Raw genomic sequence first — 22,047 nt, 5'->3', positions numbered from 1 at the left:
GATGGTGAGGGCTTGCTGGTAGCGGCGTTCGGCTTCGGTGTAGTCGCCCCGGTTCTGGGCGAGGCTGCCGAGTTGGTGGTAGCTGGTGGCCATGCCGGCGCGGTTGCCGAGTTTCTTCTTGATGGTGAGGGACTGCAGAAGGCGGCGTTCGGCTTCGGCGTAGTCGCCCCGGTTCTGCGCGAGGATGCCGAGCTGGTGGTACCAGGCCGGGCGGCTGAGTGAATCCTCTGGCAGCCAGCGAAGGGTGTCGTGGATCAGGCTGATTTCCCGGTCCCATGCCCCCCACTGATGAAGCTGGCTGCAGATATGCCACGTGATGGTTGCGGCGGCTTCGAGATCATCGATGGCCAGCAGGTGGTGGCGGGTCTCTTCGAGATCGTGGAGGTCGTCGAGCGGGCCTTGTGGCCAGACCTTGACGCGCCACCGCCAGTATGCGGTGGCGGCTTGATGGGCGGCGGTGACCAGGCCGGGGCGGTGGTGCGGACCATGGTCGGCGTTCCAGTGGCGCTGCAGTTCGGTGGCGGTCCATCGGTGCATCACCACCCGACCGTCATCGAGGACGGCGATCAGACTGGTCATGACCAAGTGCTGGATCAACTCGGTCATACTCGGTGGGGCGGTGAACGGGGGCTCAGGCGGACGGCGTGCCTGCTCAACAAGCCGAGTGAGACGCTCGAGGTCTGCCGGGGTCAGCGGGCTGTCTTGCTCGAGTGCCTGGGCCAGCCCGTTCAGATCGAGTGCGTATCGCGACAGCAACTCACGGATCTGCGCAACTGCCTCTGACATTCTGTCAAGCTGCGGTTCCAGGTCGGCATCCGGGTTGGTGACGCCGATCTGGAAGAGCAGTCCGTTGACGTCGACGGGCTCGCGGTAGACGCTGATCCCGGCCAGCAGCCGGACCGCGCCTTCGACAGTGTCGAGCCTGGTTAGGTGCTCGGTGAGCAGGATGTCATCAGCAGCCAGGGTGACCGTGTCGGCCAGCGCCGCGTCCAATTTGCGCTCCTGGGCCAACCATGCGGCCGTGTCGGCCGAGCCGAGCCGTGCTTCGACGGCCTGGTGGAGCCGTCGGGTGATGTCGGTGAATCGGCCCTGTCCAGCAGGGCCGTCGCCGGGTAGCAGCGCGTCGAGGTACTCCAAAGCCCTGGGATGGCCACCGACTGTTCGCCAGATCCGCTGCTGGGCGTAGATGTCGGCGGCGTGGCGGTCCAGGCGGGGTAGCGACCACAGCAGCTTTCGGGTCTCGGCCAGACTCAACGGGGGCACCTGGTAGGGGCGCAGCCGTTCAGCGGCCGGGTCGGGTAGCGCGAACCGGTACCGGCTGGTGATCAGCAGCCGGCTACGGCCAGGGTTGGTCAGCCAGGCGGCCAGCAACCCCGCCAGCCCGGGATCCCCGACCGACCAGCCGGCGCCAGTGTCGCTGTCGCGGACCAGGTTGTCCTCGAAGTTGTCCAGCACCACCAGGATCCTCATGCCGGCGAGGATCTGTTCGCGCAGCAGAGCGAACCGGTCGGACCAGGCCAGGTCCACCCGGCCGGCACACTGCACCGCAGCCACCTGCGAGCCACTTGTCCGTGCCCGCAGCAGCAGCTCCCGGCGGGCTGCCTCAGCGACTGCGGTTAACAGCCCGTCGACGGTGACCGGGCCGGTCACGGTCACCAGACGCCAGTCCGTCGACACGTCCAGCAGGCGGCGTACCACCTCGGCGGCCAGGGTGGTCTTTCCGATACCGCCGATGCCGTGCAGCAGCACCGACGTGCCGGTGCCGTCATTGAGCAGGCCGGGCACGGTGCGCTGTGCGTGCCGGCGACCGACGAACTGCCCGACCGGCCGGGCGAGCAGGCCACCCAGGTCCGGCACGATCTCCGCCCGGGGCTCGACAGAACCGCTGCCGTCCACGACGGTCACCGACGGAGCGGCAGCCAGCACACTGACTACACTCCATTCGTCCATGCCAGCAACCGCCTGAGCAAGTGGATCCGACCCGGCGTCCAGGTCTCGTTGCACCTGCCGGCGGGCCTGCGCCACTGCCGCGACCACATCCGGCCGCGTCGAAGCTGCCAGCTCGGCATACACAGTGGTGAACAACCGTGTGGCGTACACGTCGGTGACCGAGGTCTGCGTCGCGATCACCGCGCCCGCGCCCCGCCGGGCCAACCTAGCCGCGAACGAACCCGCACCGCCTTCGCCGGCTGCGTCGGTGTAGCAGGCCGCCAGTGAGATCACCCGCGGCATCCGGCCCTCCGGGATCGCCTCCGCGATCAACGTTTCCGGATCCACCGACCGGGCACGACCCTGCTCATCCTCCAGGTGCAGGAAGCCGGGCGCGCCGTGCGCGGACAGGTGCAGCACATGCGTCGGGTCCTCGTCGAGCACCGCGCGGATGGCCGCCGTCGTGGCGAACGGCACGATCCGCACCACCGCCCGGCTGCGATGCGCTCCATGCACCGCGTCCAGGACACTGCCCAGCTCCCGCTCGTAGTCCAGCAACGGGCCACCGCCGGACTCTGGCGAGGCGATCGCCACCACAATCCGCAGCGGGCCCGGCACCGCAGCCGACCGGGAACCGGCCGCTTCCACCCTCCGATACACCGACACCAATTCGTGCAGCACCAGCGGACGGCCGGTCACCGGATCCGGCAACGCCTCCCACGGCAGCCACCACAACTCCGGCGCCTGCACTCCCACCCGCACCGGCAGATGATGGCGCGGTGCCAGGCGGATCACCCGGGCCAGCGCCTGCGCCACCGGGACCGGCAGGAACGACTCCGCCAACAACTCGCCGGCGCGCCGCAACGAGACCACACCAGCGGTCCGGCCTCCGCCCGCATCGTCACGCATCACCGCACGCTCGCGAGCGCGTTCTCGACGTACGTCGTGCAACGCATTGGCCAAGCCGGGTGACACACCGCGATGCGCCGCCGTCACATCCTGCCCATACCCCGACAGGCGCACCTGCGACTGCGACACCGTCAGCACCAGGTCCAGCAGCCCGTTCGGCGGCACCGTCTCCTCAACGACAACCGACGCCACCCCGTCCAACAGCACGGACAGGTCCTCGACCCGCGACACCCACACCGCACCGGCCAGCCAACCGTCCTGTGAGTTGTAGCGGCCGGAGACGACGCCCACCACCGCCCGGTCGGACGCCCGCATCACCGGCGCGCCGCTCATACCCGGCATGAGCGCATCCACCTGCAGACGCGACCACAACACACTGTCTCTCAACGCCGGTCCGCGCCAATGACCCCCGGCGGCCAGCAGCTCGTACTCGTGTTCGTCGTCATCGACCGTCGGGTAGCCGGCCGTGGTCACTGCCTCGTGCTCCCGTACCCCGTCGGAGGTGACGAGCTGCGCAACAGACCCCGGCAGCGGCCGTTCGGCGCGCAGGACCGCCAGGTCGTGCACCTCGTCGAGGCGCTGGACCGTCGCGTCCCACCCGGTATCAGCCCCGATGGGCCCGATTCGCACGACGCACTCCACTGCCGCCGCTTCGATTTCCGTGAGGACATGGTGAGCAGTGACCAGCACACCCGGTTCGACCTGAAAACACGTGCCGACAGGCGCCGCATCGTCAGCGGCAACCCAGCCGAGAAACTCGTACGCGGCCACCCGTGCAGTCATCAGGCGGCGTCCTGCGACTCACTGGCATCGGTGCCCTCGTCGCCCTTCTCCGCTTCGCCATGCCCTCGAATACCATCCATGCCATAAATGATCTTCACCTTGAGTGAAGCCTCGGCCGAGGTGCCTGCCACGATCACGTCACCTTTGGCCGATACCTTCAGTCCGAACTCGACCTCCACCGACTCGGGGCTACCGACCCGGCGTGTCACCCGGCCGACCATCCGCGCCGTCGATACGGCGATCTCCTCCACCGCCGACTGCGCCCGCTCGAACGCGCCCGCGACATAATCCGCGGCCCGATCGACGCGTCCGCCCGCCGAAGTCTGCTGAGAGCCGGCCACGGGCGCGACCTCGAACAGCACCTCGACTGCGCCAACCTGTACGGCAACCGTCTGCGCCACCCGGACTCCTTTGGCAGAATGGTAGAGCCGGCCAACCGGTGCGACAGTGCCAGACAGGGGCCGGCCCCGACAGGCGTCCAAAAATAGGGCATGAACGAACCGCTATCCACCCTCGTTACAGGACCAAACACCTAAATGCCTGGAGTGGACAAAGCAAGGTCGGGCATCCGACACCCCGTCCGGGCATACGGGATGGACCGGAGGTGACCAGAATAAAATTGGGCAGATCAAACCTTGGAAAAGCCGGAGCTCTCATTGACAGAGCGGTGCCTGAGAGGCGTGGGCATGAACGCGAACGGCTGGTCCGACGATTACGTCAAGAACGGGGCGGGCTCGGCCATGCCACAGGGGCGCCAGTGAGGGCGGCATCAGCTAGGCGCTGGGCGGTCGCTGCCTTGAGTGCCGCCTGCGAGCTGTCGATCCAGCGCTGAACGTCCGCGACTCCCTGATGCCGGTACTCGATCGCTTGGACGAGGCACTCCAACTTGTCCGCGTCGCGGGCCACGATGGCTTCCAGAGTTGCGCCGGCCTCGTACTCTGCGACGGCAGCATTGATCACGTCGGCAACGGCGGGCGGGCAGGCGGCGACCTGGTCGGCGGTGACGGCGGTGTTAGGCGCAGCGGTGAGGTAGCGCTTGGCGATGTGCGGGATGTCGGTGATCCGGGTCTCCTGGGTGTCGTGCAGGACGCACAACATCGAGACGCGAGCCGGATCGGCGCCCTCCATTGCCGCGAGCATCATGCCGATGAGCGCCGTGCGGAACGAGTGTTCGGCGATCGATTCGGGGTGCTTCACACCGGCGAACCACCAACCGGTCCGCGCGGCGCGCTTGAGTACGCCCGCCTCGAAGATGAAGCTCATGGCTCCCGCGTGAGGATCGGTCCTCATCGGAAGCGACTCCTCATCAGGCCTTGTCGACATCGCATCCCCCTCGTCAACTCGTCAGTCGATGGGGAGACGGTAGACGAGTTCGTATCGACCGCCGGGCAGCACGATGTCGGCCGTCTCCACCGGCGTACCGCCCGCCGTGTAGGTCCGCTCGATGGTGTGTACGAACGTGCGGGCCGGCAGGTTGAGAGCCTCGACCTCCTCGGCAGTCGCTGATCGAAGGCTGACACACTCTACGACCTCGTCGACCCGTACGCCGATGGTGTCCATGCGGGCCACGACGCCCTTCACGGAGCCGTCCTCGGGCCACTCAACCGGGGTGCCCTCGGTGACGGCGAGCGGCTCGTACGACACGGAAAGCTGTGTCGGTTCGCCGTCGGCGAGGAAGCGATACGACGTCCGCATTACGGGCGCTCCCGGCTCCACGCCGCGCCAGGCGGCGATCCGCTCATCGGCCTTCTCGTGTCGGCTGTCGTGCTCCCACGTGCCCTGCTGCCCAGCGTCGGCCGCGTCGCGGGCGAACGGGGAAGTCGGGCCGTCGGCGGAGCGGGCGTCGCGGCCTCGGGCGTGACGGACCAGCCGGGTGGTGTCACGGACGTATACGCCGGATCCGGCGCGGCCCTCCACGATGCCCTCGCCCTTGAGGACGGCGATGGCCCACTTGGCGACGGTCCGGCTCACGTCGTACTGGCGCATCAGGCCGGACTCGGACGGCAACTTGGCTCCGGCGGGGAGTTCTCCGGACAGGATTGCGGCGCGCAGGTCGGCGGCGATAACCAAGTAGGCAGGCGGCGTTGGCATGTCGGCAGCACCTCCGGTCGGCCCAACCAGTCGACCACAGAGCGCAGGGGAGCGGCAGGTAGGAACCGCCTCGACGTCAATGCGAGAGCATCGATCCACGTACACTGGCGCACGGGGTATGCCGGCTTCACCGGCCGGTGCCGGAGTCCCAGCCCTCGTCCTGGGAGGCAGGCGAGACATGGCCAGCAAGGCCGACACGATCGGTGCCCGGATTCGCTACTGGCGGATGCGCCGTGGCGGGATGAGCCAGGCCGTTCTCGCCGGGCTCGCCGGGGTCAGCCAGTCCTACATCTCCCAGGTCGAGTCCGGCCGTAAGACGATCGACAGGCGCTCCACCCTGGTCGCCGTCGCCGCCGCGTTGCAGATCACGGTCGCGGACCTGCTCGGGCAGGGCACCGAGACGGGCGACCCGGCGCGTGAGCGCGCGGCCGAGTGCGTGCCGGCGATCTGGTCCGCACTCATCGAGATCGAGGACGGCGAGCGGCGGCCGTCGACGCGTACCCGGGAAGCGCTGGCGGCGGGCATCGCCCGCAGTGAGCAGCTCCGCCACCGCTCGAACTTCCCGGCAATGGCCCAGATGTTGCCCGGCCTACTGCTGGAGGCCGCCGCAGTCGGTGGACCTGCGCTCGCGCAGGTGGCGTACCAGGCGTCGGCCTGCCTGCGGCACCTCGGGTACCGCCACCTGGCGTTGAACGCGGCGCGCGTGGCGGTGACGGCGGCCGAGGACGTGGAGGAGGCGGCGTGGCTGGGCGCGACCCGTTTCGCGTACGCGCAGAGTCTGCCGATCGAGTCGGCGTCCCTCGCCGCGCGGGCGGCTGACCGCTCCCTTGCAGAGCTGCAGTCCGCCGCGTCCGACGAGCGGGTCCGGCAGATGCTCGGTCAGTTGCACCTGTCGGCGGCTCTGGCCTCGACAGTCAGCGGGCGCCCGGACGCCGCGCGTGACCATCTGACCGAGGCCGCCCGGGAAGCGGCGACCCTCGGTGACCCGGCGGACGGCATGGGATTCAACGGCTGCGGATTCGGGCCGACGAACGTGACGCTGTGGGAGATGTCCATCGCGGCCGAGTCCGGCGAGCCCGGCCGGGTGATCGAGCTGTCCCGCACGGTACGGCCGCAGGTGCTGGCGGCGTCGATCCGGCAGATGTCGTACTGGCTCGACCTCGGGCGGGCGCTGGCCGATTCCGGTCGCCGGGACAACGAGGCGATCGCTGCGTTCGTGCGTGCGGAACAGGCCGCGCCGGTGCCGTTCTCCCTCAACCCGCTCGCCCAGGACGCGGTGGTCGCGATGGCGCAGCGGGCCAAGCGGCGGGCCGTGCCGACCGAACTGCGTCTGCTGGCCGGGCGGCTGGGCATCAGCCTGGCGGCATAACCAGCGGTAATTTCTCCATCACCATGCGGCCCTAGTGTCCGTTTTCGGGTGAGGAAACGCCTCATCCTGCCGGGCGCGGCGCCGCACTCCCTTGTGCAGTGTCCGTCGCCCCGGAGCGGACGGAGGTGGTGATGGGCGGTCGGAACGGTTGGCACCGCATGGGCCAGGACACGCAGAAGGCCGAATGGGAGGCGGCCAAGCGGCGGATCCTCGCACTGGCCGAATCCGATCATGCGCAGACAGCGCCCGTCGAGTCGGCAGCGGCACAAGCTTCGCGCCGGGATGCCGACGTCGTCGCACCCACCAGGTCACGCAGGAGGCGCCTGCCCTACGAGGGCTACCTCCTCGCTGTCGCGTCGACGCTCGTACGCCGGCATCGCCCGGCCTGGTCGTGGCGGAAGTGGCGGTGGGTGTGCCGCTGTGGTGCGGACCTGCCGTGCCGGAACCGTCACCGCGTACCGATCAATCGCGGTCACTGGCCGTCGCAGGAGGACCAGTGAGCACAGCGGAACAGGCGATCCTGGCGGTGCACGTACGGGGTCTGGACGGGATGTGCGTGGGTTGCCGGCTGTGGTGGGCGTGCCTGACTCCGTACCCCTGCTGGCAGGTCGCGTGGGCGACCAGCCGGCAGGCGCGCGCGAGCGTCGCCAGCTTTCTGGGGGTGCGGGGGTGAGCACCCACGGGCCGGTGCTGCCGGTCTGGACGTGCGGCGGGTGCGGTGCGCCGTGGCCGTGTGCGACGCGGCGGCGGGAGCTGCTTGCGGAGTACGAGGGCGCGCCGGTGTCGCTGGCGGTGTACCTGGGAGCGCAGTTGGTGCGGGCGACGGCGGATCTGAGCTGGGCGCCTGCGGGGTCGCTGCACCGGCGGTTCCTGGGGTGGCTGCGGTGAGCGTGTTGCGGGCCGGGGACGAGAAGTTCCACTACAGCGACGGGTCGCACGCGTCCGCCGGATCGGGTGATGCCGGCAGCGTGCCGGGCGTCAGGGCTGCGCCGGGCCGCTGCTGAGGTTGTACGAGTTCTTGGCGGCGACCACTGCGGCCTGGATGTGCGCGGGGTCGACGCCGTGGACGTTGAGCGGCGGGTGCAGGCGCCGGACGAGTTCGGCCTCGATGTCCGTCGGCGCGGCGTCCTCGGCCCAGGTCAGGCGCAGGTGCTCGTGCATCCAGGCGGTCAGCCGTGCCTCGTCCTCGGGAACCAGGACGACCCGGTCGGTCCAGGTCGTCCGGTAGCCCTCGGAGACGAGGAGACCGGCCAGCGTGCGGCGCAGGGTCGAGCTGCCCGAACGCCTCAGATGGTTGCGCAGGATCCGGCCGCGCAGGCTGGTCGCCCGGCCGAGATGGAGCATCCGCCGCGACGGGTCGCTGTCGTTCGGCGGACCGGGGAGGTCGGGGAGGACGGACGGAGCTGCCCACCAGGCGTAGACGCCGCTGCCGCGGGCGAGCCGTTTGACGGCGACATCGAGTGCGACCGGTGCACCGGAGAGCAGTCGCAGGGCCTCGTCGACCCGGGCTTCGTCGGTCGGGACGTCGGCGGGTCGCCGTTCGGGTGTGGTCACCGGGACCATCCTAGGCGCCTGGCGGGTCGAGATCGGGTGGGGATGCTCCCCGCAAGACTCCTGGATACCGGCGGGGCGATCAGCGGGCGACGGTCACGACCTGCTCGCGTCATGCCGGGGTGACCGAGTGCCGCCCGATCTGCGGCAGGTGAGTGCGCCATGATGGCACGACGCCCGCCTGGCGGAGGGTCGGTGGCGCGTGGGACGCTCCCGTCATGCGTATCGCCGAGAACATCGCCGCGCTGGATGAGGAAGGCGTCCGACTGGCAGAGGCGGCGGGCCGGGCGGGTCTGGACGCACACGTGCCCACCTGCCCCGGATGGCAGGTCCGTGACCTGCTGCACCATGTCGGCGGTGTACACCGCTGGGCCATGGCCCACGTGATCACAGGACGCCGTCAGCCCTACTCCACCCGGGAAGAGGCGGAGTTCTTCGCCGTGGTGGATGACGACGAGCTGCTGGACTGGTTTCGGGAGGGCCATCGCGCACTCGTGGACACGCTGGCAGCGGCTGACGAGAGCGTCGAGTGCTGGACGTTTCTGCCCGCGCCCTCGCCGTTGGCGTTCTGGGCACGTCGCCAGGCTCACGAGACCGCGGTACATCGCGCCGATGCCGAGTCGGCTGTCTCCACGGTTCCGTACTGGGATCCGTCCTTCGCCGCTGACGGCATCGACGAACTGCTGAACGGCTTCTTCGGCCGGCCCGGTGGGCGTCTGGTGGCGGATCCACCCCTCAGTATGGCCCTGGTGCCTACTGATGTGGACGCGGGATGGACCTTCTACATCGAGCCGGCCGGGCGCCGCCTGGTCGCCGGTGAGATGCCGGCCCAGCTGACCGTCGTGGGACCTGCATCCGAGCTCTACCTCCTGCTGTGGAACCGGAGTGGGACTGAACGCCTCGACCTACGCGGGGACGCGGCCGTCCTGGATCTCTGGCGGACACGGGCCACTGTCACCTGGAACTGACGCGCTCACCCCGGCAAGGTCATCCTGGTGCCGCCCACCGTGGCTCCCGTCCCTCGTCGATGTACACGGGGACAGCCCTCGGCTGCCCGTCGGCTCGGTAGGCGCCGTGGACGCGTCGGAGGGGTTCCCGGCTCGTACGCTCCGCACGCCCGCCGATCCCTGACCCGGCGCGACGCTCCGGTGACGCCCGGATGAGCCTGGTGTCGGCGTTCGTACCGATCTGGATCCTCACCGCGGCCGGGTACGCGGCCTGTCGCTGGGGCCTGCTGGGCGAGGCGGCGGCGTCGGTGCTCGGCCGGTTCGTGTTCCACCTCGCGATGCCGGCCGCCCTGTTCCTGGCCCTGGCGCGAATGCCGCTGTCCGGGTTCGCCGGCCGCTCGCTGCTCGCCTTCGGCGTGAGCACTGTCGCGGTGATCGGGTTCGGGTGGGCCGGCGCGAGCCGGCTGTTCGGTCGCGAGCCCGGCGAACGGACGATCTGGGGCATGGCCGCCGGGTACGTGAACTCGGCGAACCTCGGCATCCCGATCGCCACGCAGGTTCTCGGGGACGTGTCGTTCCTGGCGGCGGTGGTGCTGCTCCAGGTGCTGGTGGTGACGCCCGTGATCCTGGTCGCCCTGGACCGGCACAGCGACCAGGACGGGCGGGTACGCGTCCGCCGCATCGCCTCCCTGCCCGTACGCAATCCGGTGATCCTGGCGTCGCTGCTCGGTGTCGCGTGCTCGGCTGGCGGCCTGCGTCTGCCGTCGGTGGCCGACGCGTCGCTGACGCTGCTGGCGGGTGCCGCGGTTCCGGCCGCCCTGGTCGCCCTCGGCGCGTCGCTGCACCGCACGGCGCCGTCGCGGCCGGAACCGGCAGAACCGGCAGAACCGGCAGAACCGGCAGAACCGGCAGAGCCCGCCGGGCCGGCCGAACTGGCCGCGATCAGCGCGCTGAAGCTCGTCGCGCAGCCGGTCATCGCGTACGCGGCCGGACTGGCCCTGCACCTGTCCGCGCCGCAGTTGCTCGCCGTGGTGGTGTGCGCGGGCCTGCCGACAGCGCAGAACACGTTCATCATCGGCCAGGAGTACGGCGTCGGCGAGACGGTGGCCAACCGGGCGGTGATGGTGACCACGACGCTGTCACTGGCCACAGTGGCCGTGGCGGCGACGCTGCTCGGGTAGCGCGGCCGATCACCCCTACGAGGGGAACCGCCTCCAGTGCCCCTCGGAGACGACCTCGACGGTGCCGCCGGTCACCGTGATGGCCGTCTGGTCGTCGATCGCGTACGCCGGACCGGCGATCTCGGCCGCCCATTTCTCGGCAGCGGCCATGGTGTTGTCCGGTTCGAGGCCCAGGTGCGGGAAGATCGAGAAGTCGACGAGCCCCAGTGTGCGGTCGTCGGGCGCGGACTGCCACTCGACGAATTCCCTGCCGACCCGTGGGGTCAGCACCATGCTGCCGGCGCTCAGCCCGACCCAGACGGTGTCGGGCAGCGACGGCAGGAGGTCCGCCAGCCCGGACTGCCGCATCCAGTGGCACAGGTACGTGGCGTCGCCGCCGTGCACGAGCAGGACGTCGGCCTCCCGGACCCAGGGAACCCACCGCTCCTCGCCGATGCTCGGCAGCGCTGTCAGTTCGAGGACGCCCAGCGACTTCCAGCCCAGCCCGCTCATGGGCAGCGGCGTCTGACCGGTGATGAAGCGCCACGCCGAGGCCGGTCCGCCCATCGGGTAGGCCGCCGTGGGGATGCAGAGGGCGCTGGACTCGGCGATCGGCTTGCCCAGCAGGCCGACCAGCGCATCGGTGATGCTCGGGTTCTGGACGCCCGCGGATGTGAGAAGAAGCTTCACGCCTGCCTCCTGTGTGTGGCGGTCATGGGCTCCCCCGGAGAACCGGGAGAGCGGGTGCGCGGGAATAGAGACCGGAAGCCGCAACGAAAGTCATCGCCGTTGCGACCTCTCGTACCTCTCCGGGACGTTGCGTCACTCCCGGATCTCCATCTCTGTCACCAGGCCGCCGTCGAGGCGGTAGACGTGCGTGACGGTGTGGTCGGCGAGCTTCGTGCCGGCCTTGTCGTGGACGACCTGATGAACGGTGACGACGATGCGGCCGTCGGCCTCCGTGCTGAACGCGGTCGGCGTGACCATGGGCTCAAGCTCGTCCCACTGCCGGCGCCAGTAGGCACTCACCTGGTCCCGGCCGTGAACGACGCCTCCCTCCCAGCCGTTGGGCCACGAGACGTCCGGCGTCAGGGCGGCCAGCAGCGTGGGGATGTCACGCCTGTTGAAGGCCGCGTAGAGGTTCGTGAGCATGGCCTCGGAAGTGAGGCGCCTCGGCACATCCATCGAGCCAGCATGGCCGGTGGGCGAGGCCCCATGAAGACCTCTTCGCGGTCAGCAGAACGCGCGAGCGTCCGAGGGTGCGCATCCGGCGGAACGTCTGAGCCCGTCCGGCTGGAATCGCGTTCATGGACTGCCGGCTGTGCGAGTTGCTCTTGCGACAGCCGGGTCGATCGTCGTGCTGGGCGTGGCGTCGGCGACGACGGCGGGGCGTCCGCGATGCTGTGGGCGTGGAGTACGTCTCCAGAGTGCCTCGACCGCCGCTGGACGGGCTGATCGACGACCTCTACTACCTGGCGGGCACGCCCCCGTACCCCCGGTTGACGCTGCCGCCGATGCCGGCGGCGCTGCTCGTCGTCAACCTCGGGGCACCGTTCCGTATCCGCGGCGGCGCCGACATCGGGACCGCGGAGTACGCCGACGGCTGCGTGATCACCACGCCCACCCGCGCGTTCGAGTTCGGCTACCCACGCCCGACCCGGTCCGTCGGCGTGCACGTCAAGCCGTGGGGCCTGGCGCCGTTCCTGCCGATGCCCGCGGCCGAACTGTGTGACCGGCCGGTGCCGGTGGAGCAGGTCTGGGGCCGGCCCGCCGTGGCTGAGCTGCGTGACCGGCTGGCCACGGCGGACGGACCGGACGAGATGCTGACGCTGCTCGAAGATGAGCTGATGCGACGGCTGCGCGAGACCGCCGGCCTGGGGCTGATCCGCCATACGAGCGGTGTCATCGCGGCGACCGGCGGTGCGGTGGCGATCGGCGACCTGAGGACGGCAGCCGGTGTCAGCAGCACCCATCTGGCACAGCGGTTCAAGAAACTCGTCGGCGTCACACCGAAGCGGATGGCCCGCACCTACCGCTTCGCCGCCACCGTGTTCGCGCTCGACCCCGCCGGTCCGGTCGACTGGGGCGCGCTCGCCAATGCGGCGGGCTACTTCGACCAGGCCCACTTCGGTCACGAGTTCCGGGAGTTCACCGGGCTCACACCGACGCGGTACATCGAGGTCCGGCGGCGGTTCCTGCGCGAACACCCCGGCCACGCGATGGACGGCTGGCCGCTGCCGGCCGATTGATTTCGTACAAGAACCGCAGCTCGCGGGACGCTAGCTTGGGGGCACCCAAGGCAGAGGAGAGCCCGCGTGGGCACTGTGGTCCTGTACAGCTCGGTGTCGGTGGACGGCTTCGTCGCGGACGGAAACGACCAGCCCGGACCGCTGTTCCACTGGTTGACGAGCGGTGACGTCCCGTTGGACGACAGCGGCGCGTTGACGGTGTCGCAGACGTCCTACGACTACGTCCGGCCGTACTGGGACCGGATCGCGGTGACGGTCGTCGGCCGGCACGTCTTCGACCTGACCGGCGGCTGGGACGGGACGCCGCCGAGCGGGATCGACCACGTGGTCGTCGTGACGCACCGGCCGCCACCCGACGGCTGGGACGCCGAGTCGCCGTTCCACTTCGTCGACGGAATCGAGGCAGCCGTGGCCAGGGCGCAGGAACTCGCGGAGGACCGCGTCGTCGAGGTCGCCGCGGGCGACGTCGGAGGCCAGGTGCTCGCCGCGGGCCTGGTCGACGAGGTACGCATGGACGTCGTACCCGTGGTGTTCGGGTCCGGGAAGCGCTACTTCGGGTCGGTCGACGCGCAGCACCTGCTGGAGGATCCGGACGTGGTGCTCCAGGGCGATCGGGTGCTGCACCTGCGCTACCGGGTGCGTCGTTGACCGGTCCGAACGGCGGAGCCGGCGGCGAGGGCTTCCCGCTCGGTTCAGCGCGGCCCGAGCCCGGTGCGCCCGTCGATCAGCTCGCGCACGGCGTCCAGGTGACCGGCGTGCCGAGCGGTCTCCTCGATGACGTGCAGAACGATCCGTCGCAGGTCGGTGGTCTGGGACGCCAGCGTCTCGTCCGGATGCCGGCCGGCGGGTGCCGCCGACAGCGGGGCCGCGGCGATGATCGCGTCGGAGATGTCGCACTGGTCGCGGTAGAAACCGAAGACCTCGGACGGCGATCGAGTCGTGCGCAGTGGTGTGTTCTCGTCCGGCCAGGGCACCGGCTCTACGGAACCGCGGAAGACCTCCTGGAACCAGTGGCGCTCCGCATGCCCGAGGTGCTCCACCAGCCCGAGCGGCGACCATCCGGAGGGCAGGACCGGCGTGCGCAGCGAGGCCGGGTCCAGATCCGCCAGGACGGCTCGGATGCTGACACGCTGATATTCGAGGAACTCACACAGCGCGGCCTTCTCCATATCGACTTTCATCACGGCGGCAGGCTAGCGGCCGGCACCGACAGTTTCGCCGCGGTCGTTCAGCCGATCGACGAGCCGGCAAGCACCCGCTCACCACGCGACGGATGACCGTCGTGTGCCCGCGACACGGCGGGGCGGCCCGACGTTTCCTCCGCCCGTCGCAGCTCTCTCATGCATCGAGGTTTCCCGTTGAGCATGGATGCCCGCATCCAACAGTCCGTCGTCGTCAACCTGTCGCGCCGGCCCGTGCCCGTCGAGGTGGGGCCGTTCGTGATCGGGCTTGATCCGACGACGACCAGCCCGTACGTCAACTACGCGACGCCGCGTCCCGGCGCCGACGTCACCGCGGCCGACGTCACCGCCCTGGTCGCGGCGTTTCACGCCGCCGACCGCAGACCCCGCCTGGAGTACGTCACCAGTTGCGCCCCCGAACCTGGAGGCGCTGCTGACCGTCGCCGGCTTCACCGTGGAAGCCCGGCACACCTACCTGGTCTGCGTGCCGGACACGCTGGCGTCCCCACCGGTGCCGGAACATCTGAGCCTGTGCGTACCGGAGACCGACTCCCAGCGCGCCGCGCTGATCAGCACGCAGAACGAGGCGTTCGGCGGTGATCCGGTCGCCGCCGCGGCCGACGTGGTTCGCCTGCGGCGCCAGCAGGACACCGGCGGCGTGGTCGTCATGGCCGTCACCGAGGACGGTGGCTGCGCGGGCGGCGGCGGTGCGGCAGCGCCGTTCGGCGCGGTCAGCGAGGTGGCCGGCATCGCCGTTCGCGCGCCCTGCCGCCGCCGAGGGCTGGCGTCGGCCATCACCGCCGACGTCACCCGGCGGCTGTTCGAGGCCGGTGCCGAGGTCGCCTGGCTGGAGGCCGGCGGCGAGGATTCGTGGCGGGTCTACGAGCGCGTCGGCTACCGGCCCGGCGGCCAACGGCTCTACATCGCGATGGACTGAGCCCCGGCGAGGCGCCCGGGCCACGACGTGCTCGCCGACCAGGAGGCCGGCTACGAACACTGAGCCGGACCGCGACGTCGACCACCGGGTCCGGTTGTTCGGGGGAGTACGCGCGCGGCGATGAGTGGGGAGCCTCCTGATCGCGCGCGGCGGTGCTAGCTGTCGAACCAGACGACGAGCCGTACGTTGTCGCCGCCGTACCGTTCGGCGAGCTCGCGCATGCGGTCCAGCAGCGCGCGGAGCTGCGGGTCGGCGCGCAGCACATCACCGTGGGTCAGGCGCTCCACCCGCCACATCCGGTCGGCAGCGCGCCATTCGGTTCCCTCCGGGTAGCTGCTGCCCCGGTGGTCCGCGTGCTCGCCGGCTACCTCGCGCCAGGCTCGCCCGTGGTGTCCGGCCTTGCCCACGAGGCGCGGTCCCTGGCTCGTCAGCTCGTACTCGTGTATCCGGTCGTCCACACGGGGCGCCTGCGCGCTCCAGTCGACGGACGCCAACTGCGCCCATGTCACCCAGGTGTGGTCGTGTTCGCCGTCCGCGAGGAGAGCGAGCAGGTCCGCGCCGGCGTCGTCCGGCAGGCCACGGCCGGGCGCGACCGGCTCGAACCCGGCGTGGTTGCGCACGCCGAACAGCAGCCCGAAGGCGTCGTAATGACGGGGTAGCGCATCCAGGCTGACGTCGGCCAGCTGCCAGGGCGAACCCGGACCGTCCGGCCTCATCTCCACCCCACCGGCGATGTCGGTGCCCACGTCACCCATCCTTGCAAGCCGAGATGGTGCTCGCCACCGCACCATTCTTGTCGTCGTCGTGTCACGAACGCGGCGTCCGATCCCCGCCGGACAGCCGGCCCCTCGTCGACCAGGCTGTCCACCATGAACAACGCACTCGACGGCAAGGTAGCTCTCGTCACCGGCGGTGGCCGTGGCATCGGCGCGGCGGTCGCCCTGCGCCTGGCCGAGGACGGCGCCGACGTGGCGCTGACGTTCCAGCGGAATCAGCGGCGCGCCGACGACGTGGTGGAGCAGATCAAGGCCGTGGGACGGCGGGCGATCGCCGTGCGGGCCGACAGCGCCGACCCGGCAGCGGTGATCGCGGCGGTGGAAAGGGCCGCCGATGAGCTGGGCCGGTTGGACGTCCTGGTCAACAACGCGGGCGCGTTCCTGCTGGGGCCGCTGGAGCAGTTGGGTCTCGACGAGTTCGAGCAGACAGTCGCGGTGAACGTCCGGGCGCCGTTCGTCGCCTCACAGGCCGCGGTTCGTCACATGTCGGCGGGCGGGCGGATCGTCAACATCGGCAGCAACACGGCCGAGCGGGCGGTCTTCCCGGGCTTCTCGCTCTACGCGATGAGCAAGACCGCCCTGATCGGTCTGACCAAGGCGCTCGGGCGCGAACTCGGCGGCCGAGCGATCACGGTGAATCTGGTGAACCCCGGTGCCACGGACACCGAGCTGAACCCGGCCGACGGCCCGAACGCGGACACGATCAACGGGTTCACCGCCCTCGGCCACTACGCGCAGCCGGCCGACGTGGCCGCCGCGGTGGCGTTCCTGGCCGGCCCGGACGGGCGTTACTTCACAGGCGCGACGGTGAACGTCGACGGCGGATTCACCATCTGACCATCGGCACGGCCAGGGTTGTGACCGGAAGGACGTTGGCGGCCTGCCACCGCACGGCAGCGCGGCGGCTAGGCTGTGCCGGTGCGGAAGGCGGTGTCCCGGGGTGACCGTCATGGTTGACGCGGACGACGTCCGCCGGGTGGCGCTGTCGTTGCCGCACGTGGTCGAGATCGACAGTGACGGCTTCGACTTCCGGGTCGCCGGCAAGGGATTCGTCTGGTCCTATCCGGAGCGTACGCCCGGTAGGCCGCGGCGCATCCGCACCGACATCGCCGTGCTGTACGTGGGCGACGAGGCGGAGAAGCAGGCATTGCTCCTCGGCGAGCCCGACCTGTTCTTCACCACGCCCGCGTACGACGGGTCGCCCCTGGTCATGCTGCGGCTGGCGCACGTCGGCGTGGAGCGTCTGACGGAGCTGGTCACCGACGCGTGGCGGATGCGCGCCCCCGACTCGCTCGCCGGTGACCCCGGTGAGGGCGTCGGCGCGTGACGGCGGACCGTTCCGACGACGGGCCACCGCCGGCCGCCCGCTATCCGTCGAGGATCTGCTCGCGGAGGATGTCCGCGTGCCCGCAGTGCTGGGCGAGTTCGCGCAGGACGTGGAGATACACCCAGCGCAGCGGAAGCGGGCCCCGCCGGTGCCCGGTGAGGATGTCGTCCAGGCCCCGCGTGGAGGTCGCCCGGCGTGACGCGTCGCGGGCGTCGCGGTAGGCCCGCCGCACGCCGGCGATCGTGTCGCCGTCGTCGAGGAGGAACGAGTCCTGCGACCGCTCCGGGATGCCGATCTCGGCGCGCGACCGGCCTGTGAAGGCCTCGTCGAACCAGACCTTCTCGACGAAGGTCGCGTGCTTCACCAGACCGAGCAGCGTGGTCCGGGAGGCCACCAGCGACCGGCGCGCCTGCTCCTCGGTCAGCCCGTCCAGGCAGCGGTCGAGCGCGTCGCGGTGTTCGTCGAGGAACGCCTCGAGCTGGGCCTGCGCCGGCTGCGCGACGACCTCGGGGGAGAAGGTGGGCGGGAAGGACGGCATGGAGGAAGCATCCCAGATCGACGCCCGCCACCCGGCGGAGGAATCCGCGCGCCGTCCAGGCGTGCGTCCGGAGCATCCCGCGCTCGCCGGATCCGTCTCGCGGGTGCCTCCCACCGGACGCTCGCCTGCGGCGCGGGTGCACGCGCGCCGCGCCGACGCTACGACTGGAAGTACTCGGACATCATGCGGCTGACCCATCCCGGCTGCCGGACGTCGGCGGGGACGAACTCCGCCAGCACCGGCTTGAGGTCGATCACCGGGGTGCCGTTCACCGCGTCGAGGCCCACCACCGTCAGCTCGCGGCCGTCGACGGACTCGATCCGGCAGCAGGTCACGCCGATGCGGTTCGGCCGGCGGGGGCCGCGACCGGCGAACACGCCCATCGGCGGCAGGTCGGCCCGGCCACGGTAGGGACGGGGTTCCCGGAAGTCGCCGCCGTCCGGGAACCGGTCGAAGACGAAGAAGACCTCCACGTCGGAGAACTCCTCCAGACCCTGGAGGCACGCCTCGCCGAACCGCTCGTCCACGACGATCGTGCTGCGGACCGCACCCCAGTTGTCGCTGTGCTGGATGTCCGTCCGGTCGTTGCGGACGGTCCCGATGGATGTGATCTCGAAGCTACGCATGATCGGATTCTCCGTTCCGTGTGGGCCGCTCAGGCGGCGAGCAGCAGGACGCTGATCACCAGCATCACCAGGGCGGTGGCGCCGTGAACGCCGTAGACGGCGGTCGCGGGGCCGTTGCTGCGGCGCACGATCAGCGCGTCTCCGACGGGTATGCCGGTGGCGGCGAGCATGAACCAGCCCAGCAGATGGGGTGTCGCGCCGGCCACGAGGATGAGGATGAAGACGCCCGAGGCGATGTCGCGTACGGCCTTGACGGTCAGCCAGGCCCGGAAGGTGGGGTCCTCGGTCGGCGTGTCGGGAATGCCGAAGCCGGCGGCGCCCTGCGGCCTCCGGAAGGCGAGCACCCCCATGAGTACGCAGCCCACGCCGATCAGCCCGGCGAGCACTGTGGCGGCTGTGGTGAGCATGGATGGCATCCCCTCGGTGGCGGCGGCTTGCTAGCGGCGCTAGCGATGAGAGCGACGATAGATTGTCGCCGGCAGGATGTCTAGCGCTGCTAGGATCCGGTCATGTCCGCCGTCAGTGAGCGCCGCGAACGTGAGCGGGCGCAGCGTCATCGATTGATCGTCGCCACCGCGCGCGAGCTGGCCGAGACCGAGGGCTGGGAGGCGGTCACCACCAGGCGACTGGCGGACCGGGTCGAGTACAGCCAGCCCGTGCTCTACAGCCACTTCAACGGCAAGGACGCCATCGTCGCCGCCGTCGCCCTGGACGGGTTCACCGAGCTCGCCACCCACCTGAGCCGCGCACGGCAGGCCGCGCCCGACCCGGGGCAGTCCCTGCGCGCGGTCTGCCACGCCTACCTGGACTTCGCGACCGAGCGGCCGGCCCTGTACGACGCCATGTTCGTCCTGCCCACCGAACTGCGGTTCGCCAGCGCCGAGACCCCGCCGCCGCTGCGGGCCTGCTTCGACGAGTTCGTCAGCTGCTTCGACCCCGGAGACGAGCGGCGGGAGTTGTCCGCTGAGGTCCTCTGGAGCGCGCTGCACGGCATCACGGTGCTGTCCCGCAGCGGCCGTGTCCCGGCGGGCGGGCAGGAGGAGCGACTCGACTTCCTCGTCGCCCGCTTCGGGACAGCCGAGGGCGGGCCGCTGACCTAGGATCGTGATCATGGACGTCAACCGATACGCCGCGTTCACCGCCGACCCCGCCGGTGGCAACCCGGCCGGCGTCGTCCTCGATGCCACGGGCGTCGGAGACGCGGAGATGCAGCAGGTGGCGGCCCGGGTCGGCTACTCCGAGACGGCGTTCCTCGTGCCCGCGGGCGGGGGCGGGCGGTTCACGGTGCGCTACTTCAGCCCGAAGGCGGAGGTGCCGTTCTGCGGCCACGCGACGATCGCGGCTGCGGTCGCCTACGCCGAGCGGCACGGCCCCGGTGTGCTGCACCTGGACACCCGCGCCGGACTGGTCGAGGTCGCCACGAGCGTGCAGGCCGACGGCGCCACCACCGCCACGCTGACCAGCGTCGCGCCGCGTACCGTGCCCCTGGGCGCCGACGACCTCGCGGCGCTGCTCGCCGCGTTGCGCTGGTCGCCTGACGATCTCGACGCGACGCTGCCGCCGCGTGTCGCGTACGCCGGGGCCTGGCACCCGATCGTGGCCGCCGCGACCCGGCAGCGCCTGACGGACCTGGACTACGACATGGCGGCGCTGAGCGCCCTGATGGCCGAGCGGGACTGGACCACGATCGACCTGGTGCACCGGGAGTCTCCGCTGGTGTTCCACGCGCGCAACCCGTTCCCGCCCGGCGGCGTGGTCGAGGACGCCGCGACCGGGGCGGCGGCCGCCGCGTTCGGCGGCTACCTGCGGGAGCTGGGCCTGGTGCAGCCGCCCGCGACTGTGACCGTGCGGCAGGGCGAGGACATGGGCCGTCCGAGCCTGCTCACCGTCGGCATCCCCGCCGGCCCCGGCACCGGGATCGCGGTGACCGGCACCGCCGTGCCCATCCCGCCTGTCGAGGAGGCGGTCCGGTGAGGAGGACGCCTGTCGTCCTCTTCGTCCTCGAAGCGCACTGAACCCGCTGGGCGCATGACGTCGGATCCGGGGCGGCTCGTTCGTAGTACGGGTGAGAGGCGGCCGGACCGGGCCGCCCGGACAAGGGAGTCATGGCATGGCGCGGTACCTGATCTCGTTCAACGACGGCGCGATGGACCACATCCCCGCCGAGGAGATCCCCCAGGTGGGCAAGGACGCGCACGCGGTCATCCAGGAGGCCGTGAACGCGGGCGTCTTCGTGTACGGCACCGGGCTCGAACGGCAGCAGGCGAGCATCGTCGGTACGGACGGGGTGGTCACCGACGGGCCGTTCCCGGAGACCAAGGAGGTCATCGGCGGGTTCGTGGTCCTCGACGTGGCCTCACGCGACGAGGCGCTGAAGTGGGCCGCCAAGATCGCCGTGTCGTGCCGCTGCGCCCAGGAGGTCCGGGAGATCATGCCCGACCCCGAGACGGAGGCGATGCTCCGCGCGGCCGGCCGGTGACAGGTCCGACGTCGACGCGATGACGGGGTGGGCGTGGCACCCGGACGGCAGCCACGCCCACCGTGATCGACAGCCTCGTGCGGCGAAACGTGACCTCGCCGTTCGCCTCAACCAGGTCGCGGGCAGACTACGGTGACGGGCCGAGGCCGGTCGCGAAAACCGGTTGGCGACCCCGGCCGGTGCTGTTAGCTTTCCGGTGGCCGTGCCGGAGGACGAGGGAGGTGGTACCCGTGACCGCAGTAACGACATGGGTGCTCCCCTCGGGGGTCACGGCCGGGCGATAGGTCGTCCGGGAGCGCCGTCTCACTCCCGAAAGGCACGACCATGCGATTCACCTCCGAACAGCGCCTCGCCGACGGCGTCCGCGAGCGCACGTTCACCCTCGGCGAGATCCCCGGCCTCCTGTGGACGCCCGCATCCGCGTCCGAGCCGGCCCCGCTGATCCTGCTCGGCCACCCCGGCGGACTCCGCCGGATGTATCCCCGCCTGCTGGCACGGGCGGAGGGCTGCGTCGCGCAGGGCTTCGCCGCGGCCACCATCGAGCTTCCCGGAAGCGGCGACCGGCCTGCGTCCGCCGCCGCCGAACAGGCCCGCGCCGATCTGCACCGCGCGCTGGCGGCCGGTGAGCCGGTCGCCGACGAGATCGTCGACCGGCTCGTCCTGCCGCTGGTCGAGAAGGCGGTCCCGGAGTGTCGGGCCGCGCTGGACGCCCTCCTCGCGCTGCCCGAGGTCGGAGGCCCGGTCGGGTACGCCGGCGGGGTGATCTCGATCGGCGTGCGGCTGGCGCTTGTCGAACCGCGCATCGTGGCCGCGCTCCTGTTCGCCGGGAGCTTCGTGCCGCGCGCCATCATCGAGGAGGCGCGGCGGGTCACCATTCCGCTGCACGTCCTGCTGCAGTGGGACGACGAGGGCAACGACCGGCAGATGGCACTGGACCTGTTCGACGCCTTCGGCTCGGCGGAGAAGACGCTGCACGCCAACATGGGTGGGCACACGGGCGTGCCGCAGTTCGAGGGAGAGCCCGCGAACCGGTTCTTCGCCCGTCACCTTGTCCGGCGGCGTCCGAGCGCCTGACCCCCGGCCGGGCCCGCCGGTACGGTCGACGCAAGACGCCCGTGGCCGGACCGGACCACGTCGTCATCGCCGTGTCCGACCGGCGGGCCGCCACCGACTTCCATCGCCACCTCGGCGGCAA

General features: G+C 70.8%; 25 protein-coding genes and 1 pseudogene. 14 read left to right on the top strand and 12 right to left on the bottom strand.

Annotated elements, in window-relative coordinates; genetic code table 11:
- From V6U82_RS09180 to V6U82_RS09165, 4 genes are all read right to left on the bottom strand, one after another.
- Positions 1 to 3,621: CHAT domain-containing protein (locus tag V6U82_RS09180; protein ID WP_334460474.1), on the bottom strand; the 3,621-nt coding region annotated here is incomplete at its 3' end.
- A complete protein-coding gene (locus V6U82_RS09175; protein ID WP_334460472.1) occupies positions 3,621 to 4,022 on the bottom strand; it encodes a CU044_2847 family protein in 402 nt (133 codons plus the stop codon). The genes V6U82_RS09180 and V6U82_RS09175, both read right to left, overlap by 1 nt.
- A gap of 316 nt (positions 4,023 to 4,338) precedes the next feature.
- Positions 4,339 to 4,911 (bottom strand): HD domain-containing protein, encoded by a 573-nt coding sequence (locus V6U82_RS09170; protein ID WP_334460470.1) that lies wholly within the window; start codon positions 4,909 to 4,911, stop codon positions 4,339 to 4,341.
- A 54-nt stretch (positions 4,912 to 4,965) separates the two neighbouring features.
- A complete protein-coding gene (locus V6U82_RS09165) occupies positions 4,966 to 5,712 on the bottom strand; it encodes a GntR family transcriptional regulator (RefSeq protein WP_334460468.1) in 747 nt (248 codons plus the stop codon).
- A gap of 178 nt (positions 5,713 to 5,890) precedes the next feature.
- On the opposite strand from V6U82_RS09165, the gene V6U82_RS09160 reads away from it, so the two are divergent.
- The 3 genes and pseudogenes from V6U82_RS09160 (at position 5,891) to V6U82_RS09150 (ending at position 7,969) form a co-directional block, all read left to right on the top strand.
- On the top strand, positions 5,891 to 7,081 hold the full coding sequence (locus tag V6U82_RS09160) for a helix-turn-helix domain-containing protein (protein WP_334460466.1): 1,191 nt from the start codon (positions 5,891 to 5,893) through the stop codon (positions 7,079 to 7,081).
- A 316-nt stretch (positions 7,082 to 7,397) separates the two neighbouring features.
- Positions 7,398 to 7,754: pseudogene (locus V6U82_RS09155) on the top strand (hypothetical protein); the annotation flags it as partial.
- Positions 7,751 to 7,969, top strand: a complete 219-nt coding sequence (locus V6U82_RS09150; RefSeq protein WP_073829861.1) for a hypothetical protein — start codon at positions 7,751 to 7,753, stop codon at positions 7,967 to 7,969. The pseudogene V6U82_RS09155 and the gene V6U82_RS09150, both read left to right, overlap by 4 nt.
- A 90-nt stretch (positions 7,970 to 8,059) precedes the next feature.
- Here V6U82_RS09150 and V6U82_RS09145 read toward each other — a convergent pair whose 3' ends face one another.
- Positions 8,060 to 8,644: a GIY-YIG nuclease family protein gene (locus tag V6U82_RS09145; RefSeq protein WP_334460465.1), complete on the bottom strand. Its 585-nt coding sequence runs from the start codon at positions 8,642 to 8,644 to the stop codon at positions 8,060 to 8,062.
- 206 nt (positions 8,645 to 8,850) lie between these two features.
- On the opposite strand from V6U82_RS09145, the gene V6U82_RS09140 reads away from it, so the two are divergent.
- Together V6U82_RS09140 and V6U82_RS09135 are read left to right on the top strand one after the other, a co-directional pair.
- Positions 8,851 to 9,600, top strand: coding sequence for a maleylpyruvate isomerase family mycothiol-dependent enzyme (locus V6U82_RS09140; protein WP_334460463.1), 750 nt, complete (start codon positions 8,851 to 8,853; stop codon positions 9,598 to 9,600).
- A gap of 191 nt (positions 9,601 to 9,791) precedes the next feature.
- A complete protein-coding gene (locus tag V6U82_RS09135; protein ID WP_334460461.1) occupies positions 9,792 to 10,760 on the top strand; it encodes an AEC family transporter in 969 nt (322 codons plus the stop codon).
- A gap of 15 nt (positions 10,761 to 10,775) precedes the next feature.
- On the opposite strand, the gene V6U82_RS09130 is transcribed toward V6U82_RS09135, so the two are convergent.
- Entirely contained in the window at positions 10,776 to 11,429 is a 654-nt protein-coding gene (locus V6U82_RS09130; RefSeq protein WP_334460460.1) for a Type 1 glutamine amidotransferase-like domain-containing protein, read from the bottom strand.
- 132 nt (positions 11,430 to 11,561) lie between these two features.
- Positions 11,562 to 11,924 carry a nuclear transport factor 2 family protein gene (locus V6U82_RS09125; protein WP_128136300.1) on the bottom strand — a complete coding sequence of 121 codons (363 nt, stop codon included), beginning with the start codon at positions 11,922 to 11,924 and terminating at the stop codon, positions 11,562 to 11,564.
- Positions 11,925 to 12,148: 224 nt separating this feature from the next.
- Between V6U82_RS09125 and V6U82_RS09120 the strand changes: the two genes are divergently transcribed.
- On the top strand, positions 12,149 to 12,988 hold the full coding sequence (locus V6U82_RS09120) for a helix-turn-helix domain-containing protein (RefSeq protein ID WP_334460456.1): 840 nt from the start codon (positions 12,149 to 12,151) through the stop codon (positions 12,986 to 12,988).
- 66 nt (positions 12,989 to 13,054) lie between these two features.
- Positions 13,055 to 13,636 carry a dihydrofolate reductase family protein gene (locus tag V6U82_RS09115; RefSeq protein ID WP_334460454.1) on the top strand — a complete coding sequence of 194 codons (582 nt, stop codon included), beginning with the start codon at positions 13,055 to 13,057 and terminating at the stop codon, positions 13,634 to 13,636.
- 44 nt (positions 13,637 to 13,680) lie between these two features.
- On the opposite strand, the gene V6U82_RS09110 is transcribed toward V6U82_RS09115, so the two are convergent.
- Entirely contained in the window at positions 13,681 to 14,169 is a 489-nt protein-coding gene (locus V6U82_RS09110) for a DinB family protein (protein WP_334460477.1), read from the bottom strand.
- A gap of 454 nt (positions 14,170 to 14,623) precedes the next feature.
- Here V6U82_RS09110 and V6U82_RS09105 point away from each other — a divergent pair, with 454 nt between their 5' ends.
- Positions 14,624 to 15,106, top strand: a complete 483-nt coding sequence (locus tag V6U82_RS09105) for a GNAT family N-acetyltransferase (protein ID WP_334460452.1) — start codon at positions 14,624 to 14,626, stop codon at positions 15,104 to 15,106.
- 155 nt (positions 15,107 to 15,261) lie between these two features.
- Here V6U82_RS09105 and V6U82_RS09100 read toward each other — a convergent pair whose 3' ends face one another.
- Complete coding sequence (locus V6U82_RS09100) at positions 15,262 to 15,852, bottom strand: hypothetical protein (protein WP_334460451.1); 591 nt, start codon at positions 15,850 to 15,852, stop codon at positions 15,262 to 15,264.
- Positions 15,853 to 15,975: 123 nt separating this feature from the next.
- Between V6U82_RS09100 and V6U82_RS09095 the strand changes: the two genes are divergently transcribed.
- Positions 15,976 to 16,719 carry an SDR family NAD(P)-dependent oxidoreductase gene (locus V6U82_RS09095; protein ID WP_334460450.1) on the top strand — a complete coding sequence of 248 codons (744 nt, stop codon included), beginning with the start codon at positions 15,976 to 15,978 and terminating at the stop codon, positions 16,717 to 16,719.
- 112 nt (positions 16,720 to 16,831) lie between these two features.
- Positions 16,832 to 17,209 carry an MmcQ/YjbR family DNA-binding protein gene (locus tag V6U82_RS09090; protein ID WP_181726489.1) on the top strand — a complete coding sequence of 126 codons (378 nt, stop codon included), beginning with the start codon at positions 16,832 to 16,834 and terminating at the stop codon, positions 17,207 to 17,209.
- 40 nt (positions 17,210 to 17,249) lie between these two features.
- Here V6U82_RS09090 and V6U82_RS09085 read toward each other — a convergent pair whose 3' ends face one another.
- The 3 genes from V6U82_RS09085 to V6U82_RS09075 all read right to left on the bottom strand — a co-directional run bounded on the left by V6U82_RS09085 (position 17,250) and on the right by V6U82_RS09075 (position 18,780).
- On the bottom strand, positions 17,250 to 17,747 hold the full coding sequence (locus tag V6U82_RS09085) for a DinB family protein (RefSeq protein WP_334460448.1): 498 nt from the start codon (positions 17,745 to 17,747) through the stop codon (positions 17,250 to 17,252).
- 158 nt (positions 17,748 to 17,905) lie between these two features.
- Positions 17,906 to 18,373, bottom strand: coding sequence for an SAM-dependent methyltransferase (locus tag V6U82_RS09080; RefSeq protein ID WP_334460446.1), 468 nt, complete (start codon positions 18,371 to 18,373; stop codon positions 17,906 to 17,908).
- A 29-nt stretch (positions 18,374 to 18,402) separates the two neighbouring features.
- The gene (locus V6U82_RS09075) at positions 18,403 to 18,780 is read right to left on the bottom strand and encodes a DUF4267 domain-containing protein (protein WP_334460444.1); all 378 of its coding nucleotides are present in this window, start codon (positions 18,778 to 18,780) and stop codon (positions 18,403 to 18,405) included.
- A 102-nt stretch (positions 18,781 to 18,882) separates the two neighbouring features.
- On the opposite strand from V6U82_RS09075, the gene V6U82_RS09070 reads away from it, so the two are divergent.
- The 4 genes from V6U82_RS09070 (at position 18,883) to V6U82_RS09055 (ending at position 21,926) form a co-directional block, all read left to right on the top strand.
- Entirely contained in the window at positions 18,883 to 19,473 is a 591-nt protein-coding gene (locus tag V6U82_RS09070; RefSeq protein ID WP_334460443.1) for a TetR/AcrR family transcriptional regulator, read from the top strand.
- Between the two features lie 10 nt (positions 19,474 to 19,483).
- Entirely contained in the window at positions 19,484 to 20,347 is an 864-nt protein-coding gene (locus tag V6U82_RS09065) for a PhzF family phenazine biosynthesis protein (RefSeq protein ID WP_334460442.1), read from the top strand.
- A gap of 136 nt (positions 20,348 to 20,483) precedes the next feature.
- On the top strand, positions 20,484 to 20,852 hold the full coding sequence (locus V6U82_RS09060; protein WP_128136289.1) for a YciI family protein: 369 nt from the start codon (positions 20,484 to 20,486) through the stop codon (positions 20,850 to 20,852).
- A gap of 324 nt (positions 20,853 to 21,176) precedes the next feature.
- Positions 21,177 to 21,926: an alpha/beta hydrolase gene (locus V6U82_RS09055; protein ID WP_334460439.1), complete on the top strand. Its 750-nt coding sequence runs from the start codon at positions 21,177 to 21,179 to the stop codon at positions 21,924 to 21,926.
- Positions 21,927 to 22,047 lie beyond the last annotated feature (121 nt).

It is taken from the genome of Micromonospora sp. CPCC 205554 (assembly GCF_036902745.1).
GTDB classification, from domain to species: Bacteria; Actinomycetota; Actinomycetes; order Mycobacteriales; family Micromonosporaceae; genus Micromonospora; species Micromonospora tulbaghiae.
The sequence above is the reverse complement of the archived record's forward strand: the minus strand, read 5'-3'. Positions and strand labels throughout refer to the sequence as shown.

What these genes read in the sequence shown, in the direction of transcription:
- V6U82_RS09170 (WP_334460470.1), bottom strand. Translation starts at nt 4,911, where the DNA reads ATGAGGACCGATCCTCACGCGGGAGCCATGAGCTTCATCTTCGAGGCG.
- V6U82_RS09165 (WP_334460468.1), bottom strand. Translation starts at nt 5,712, where the DNA reads ATGCCAACGCCGCCTGCCTACTTGGTTATCGCCGCCGACCTGCGCGCC.
- V6U82_RS09160 (WP_334460466.1), top strand. Translation starts at nt 5,891, where the DNA reads ATGGCCAGCAAGGCCGACACGATCGGTGCCCGGATTCGCTACTGGCGG.
- V6U82_RS09145 (WP_334460465.1), bottom strand. Translation starts at nt 8,644, where the DNA reads ATGGTCCCGGTGACCACACCCGAACGGCGACCCGCCGACGTCCCGACC.
- V6U82_RS09140 (WP_334460463.1), top strand. Translation starts at nt 8,851, where the DNA reads ATGCGTATCGCCGAGAACATCGCCGCGCTGGATGAGGAAGGCGTCCGA.
- V6U82_RS09135 (WP_334460461.1), top strand. Translation starts at nt 9,792, where the DNA reads ATGAGCCTGGTGTCGGCGTTCGTACCGATCTGGATCCTCACCGCGGCC.
- V6U82_RS09125 (WP_128136300.1), bottom strand. Translation starts at nt 11,924, where the DNA reads ATGGATGTGCCGAGGCGCCTCACTTCCGAGGCCATGCTCACGAACCTC.
- V6U82_RS09110 (WP_334460477.1), bottom strand. Translation starts at nt 14,169, where the DNA reads ATGAAAGTCGATATGGAGAAGGCCGCGCTGTGTGAGTTCCTCGAATAT.
- V6U82_RS09095 (WP_334460450.1), top strand. Translation starts at nt 15,976, where the DNA reads ATGAACAACGCACTCGACGGCAAGGTAGCTCTCGTCACCGGCGGTGGC.
- V6U82_RS09090 (WP_181726489.1), top strand. Translation starts at nt 16,832, where the DNA reads ATGGTTGACGCGGACGACGTCCGCCGGGTGGCGCTGTCGTTGCCGCAC.
- V6U82_RS09085 (WP_334460448.1), bottom strand. Translation starts at nt 17,747, where the DNA reads ATGCCGTCCTTCCCGCCCACCTTCTCCCCCGAGGTCGTCGCGCAGCCG.
- V6U82_RS09080 (WP_334460446.1), bottom strand. Translation starts at nt 18,373, where the DNA reads ATGCGTAGCTTCGAGATCACATCCATCGGGACCGTCCGCAACGACCGG.
- V6U82_RS09075 (WP_334460444.1), bottom strand. Translation starts at nt 18,780, where the DNA reads ATGCTCACCACAGCCGCCACAGTGCTCGCCGGGCTGATCGGCGTGGGC.
- V6U82_RS09070 (WP_334460443.1), top strand. Translation starts at nt 18,883, where the DNA reads ATGTCCGCCGTCAGTGAGCGCCGCGAACGTGAGCGGGCGCAGCGTCAT.
- V6U82_RS09065 (WP_334460442.1), top strand. Translation starts at nt 19,484, where the DNA reads ATGGACGTCAACCGATACGCCGCGTTCACCGCCGACCCCGCCGGTGGC.
- V6U82_RS09060 (WP_128136289.1), top strand. Translation starts at nt 20,484, where the DNA reads ATGGCGCGGTACCTGATCTCGTTCAACGACGGCGCGATGGACCACATC.
- V6U82_RS09055 (WP_334460439.1), top strand. Translation starts at nt 21,177, where the DNA reads ATGCGATTCACCTCCGAACAGCGCCTCGCCGACGGCGTCCGCGAGCGC.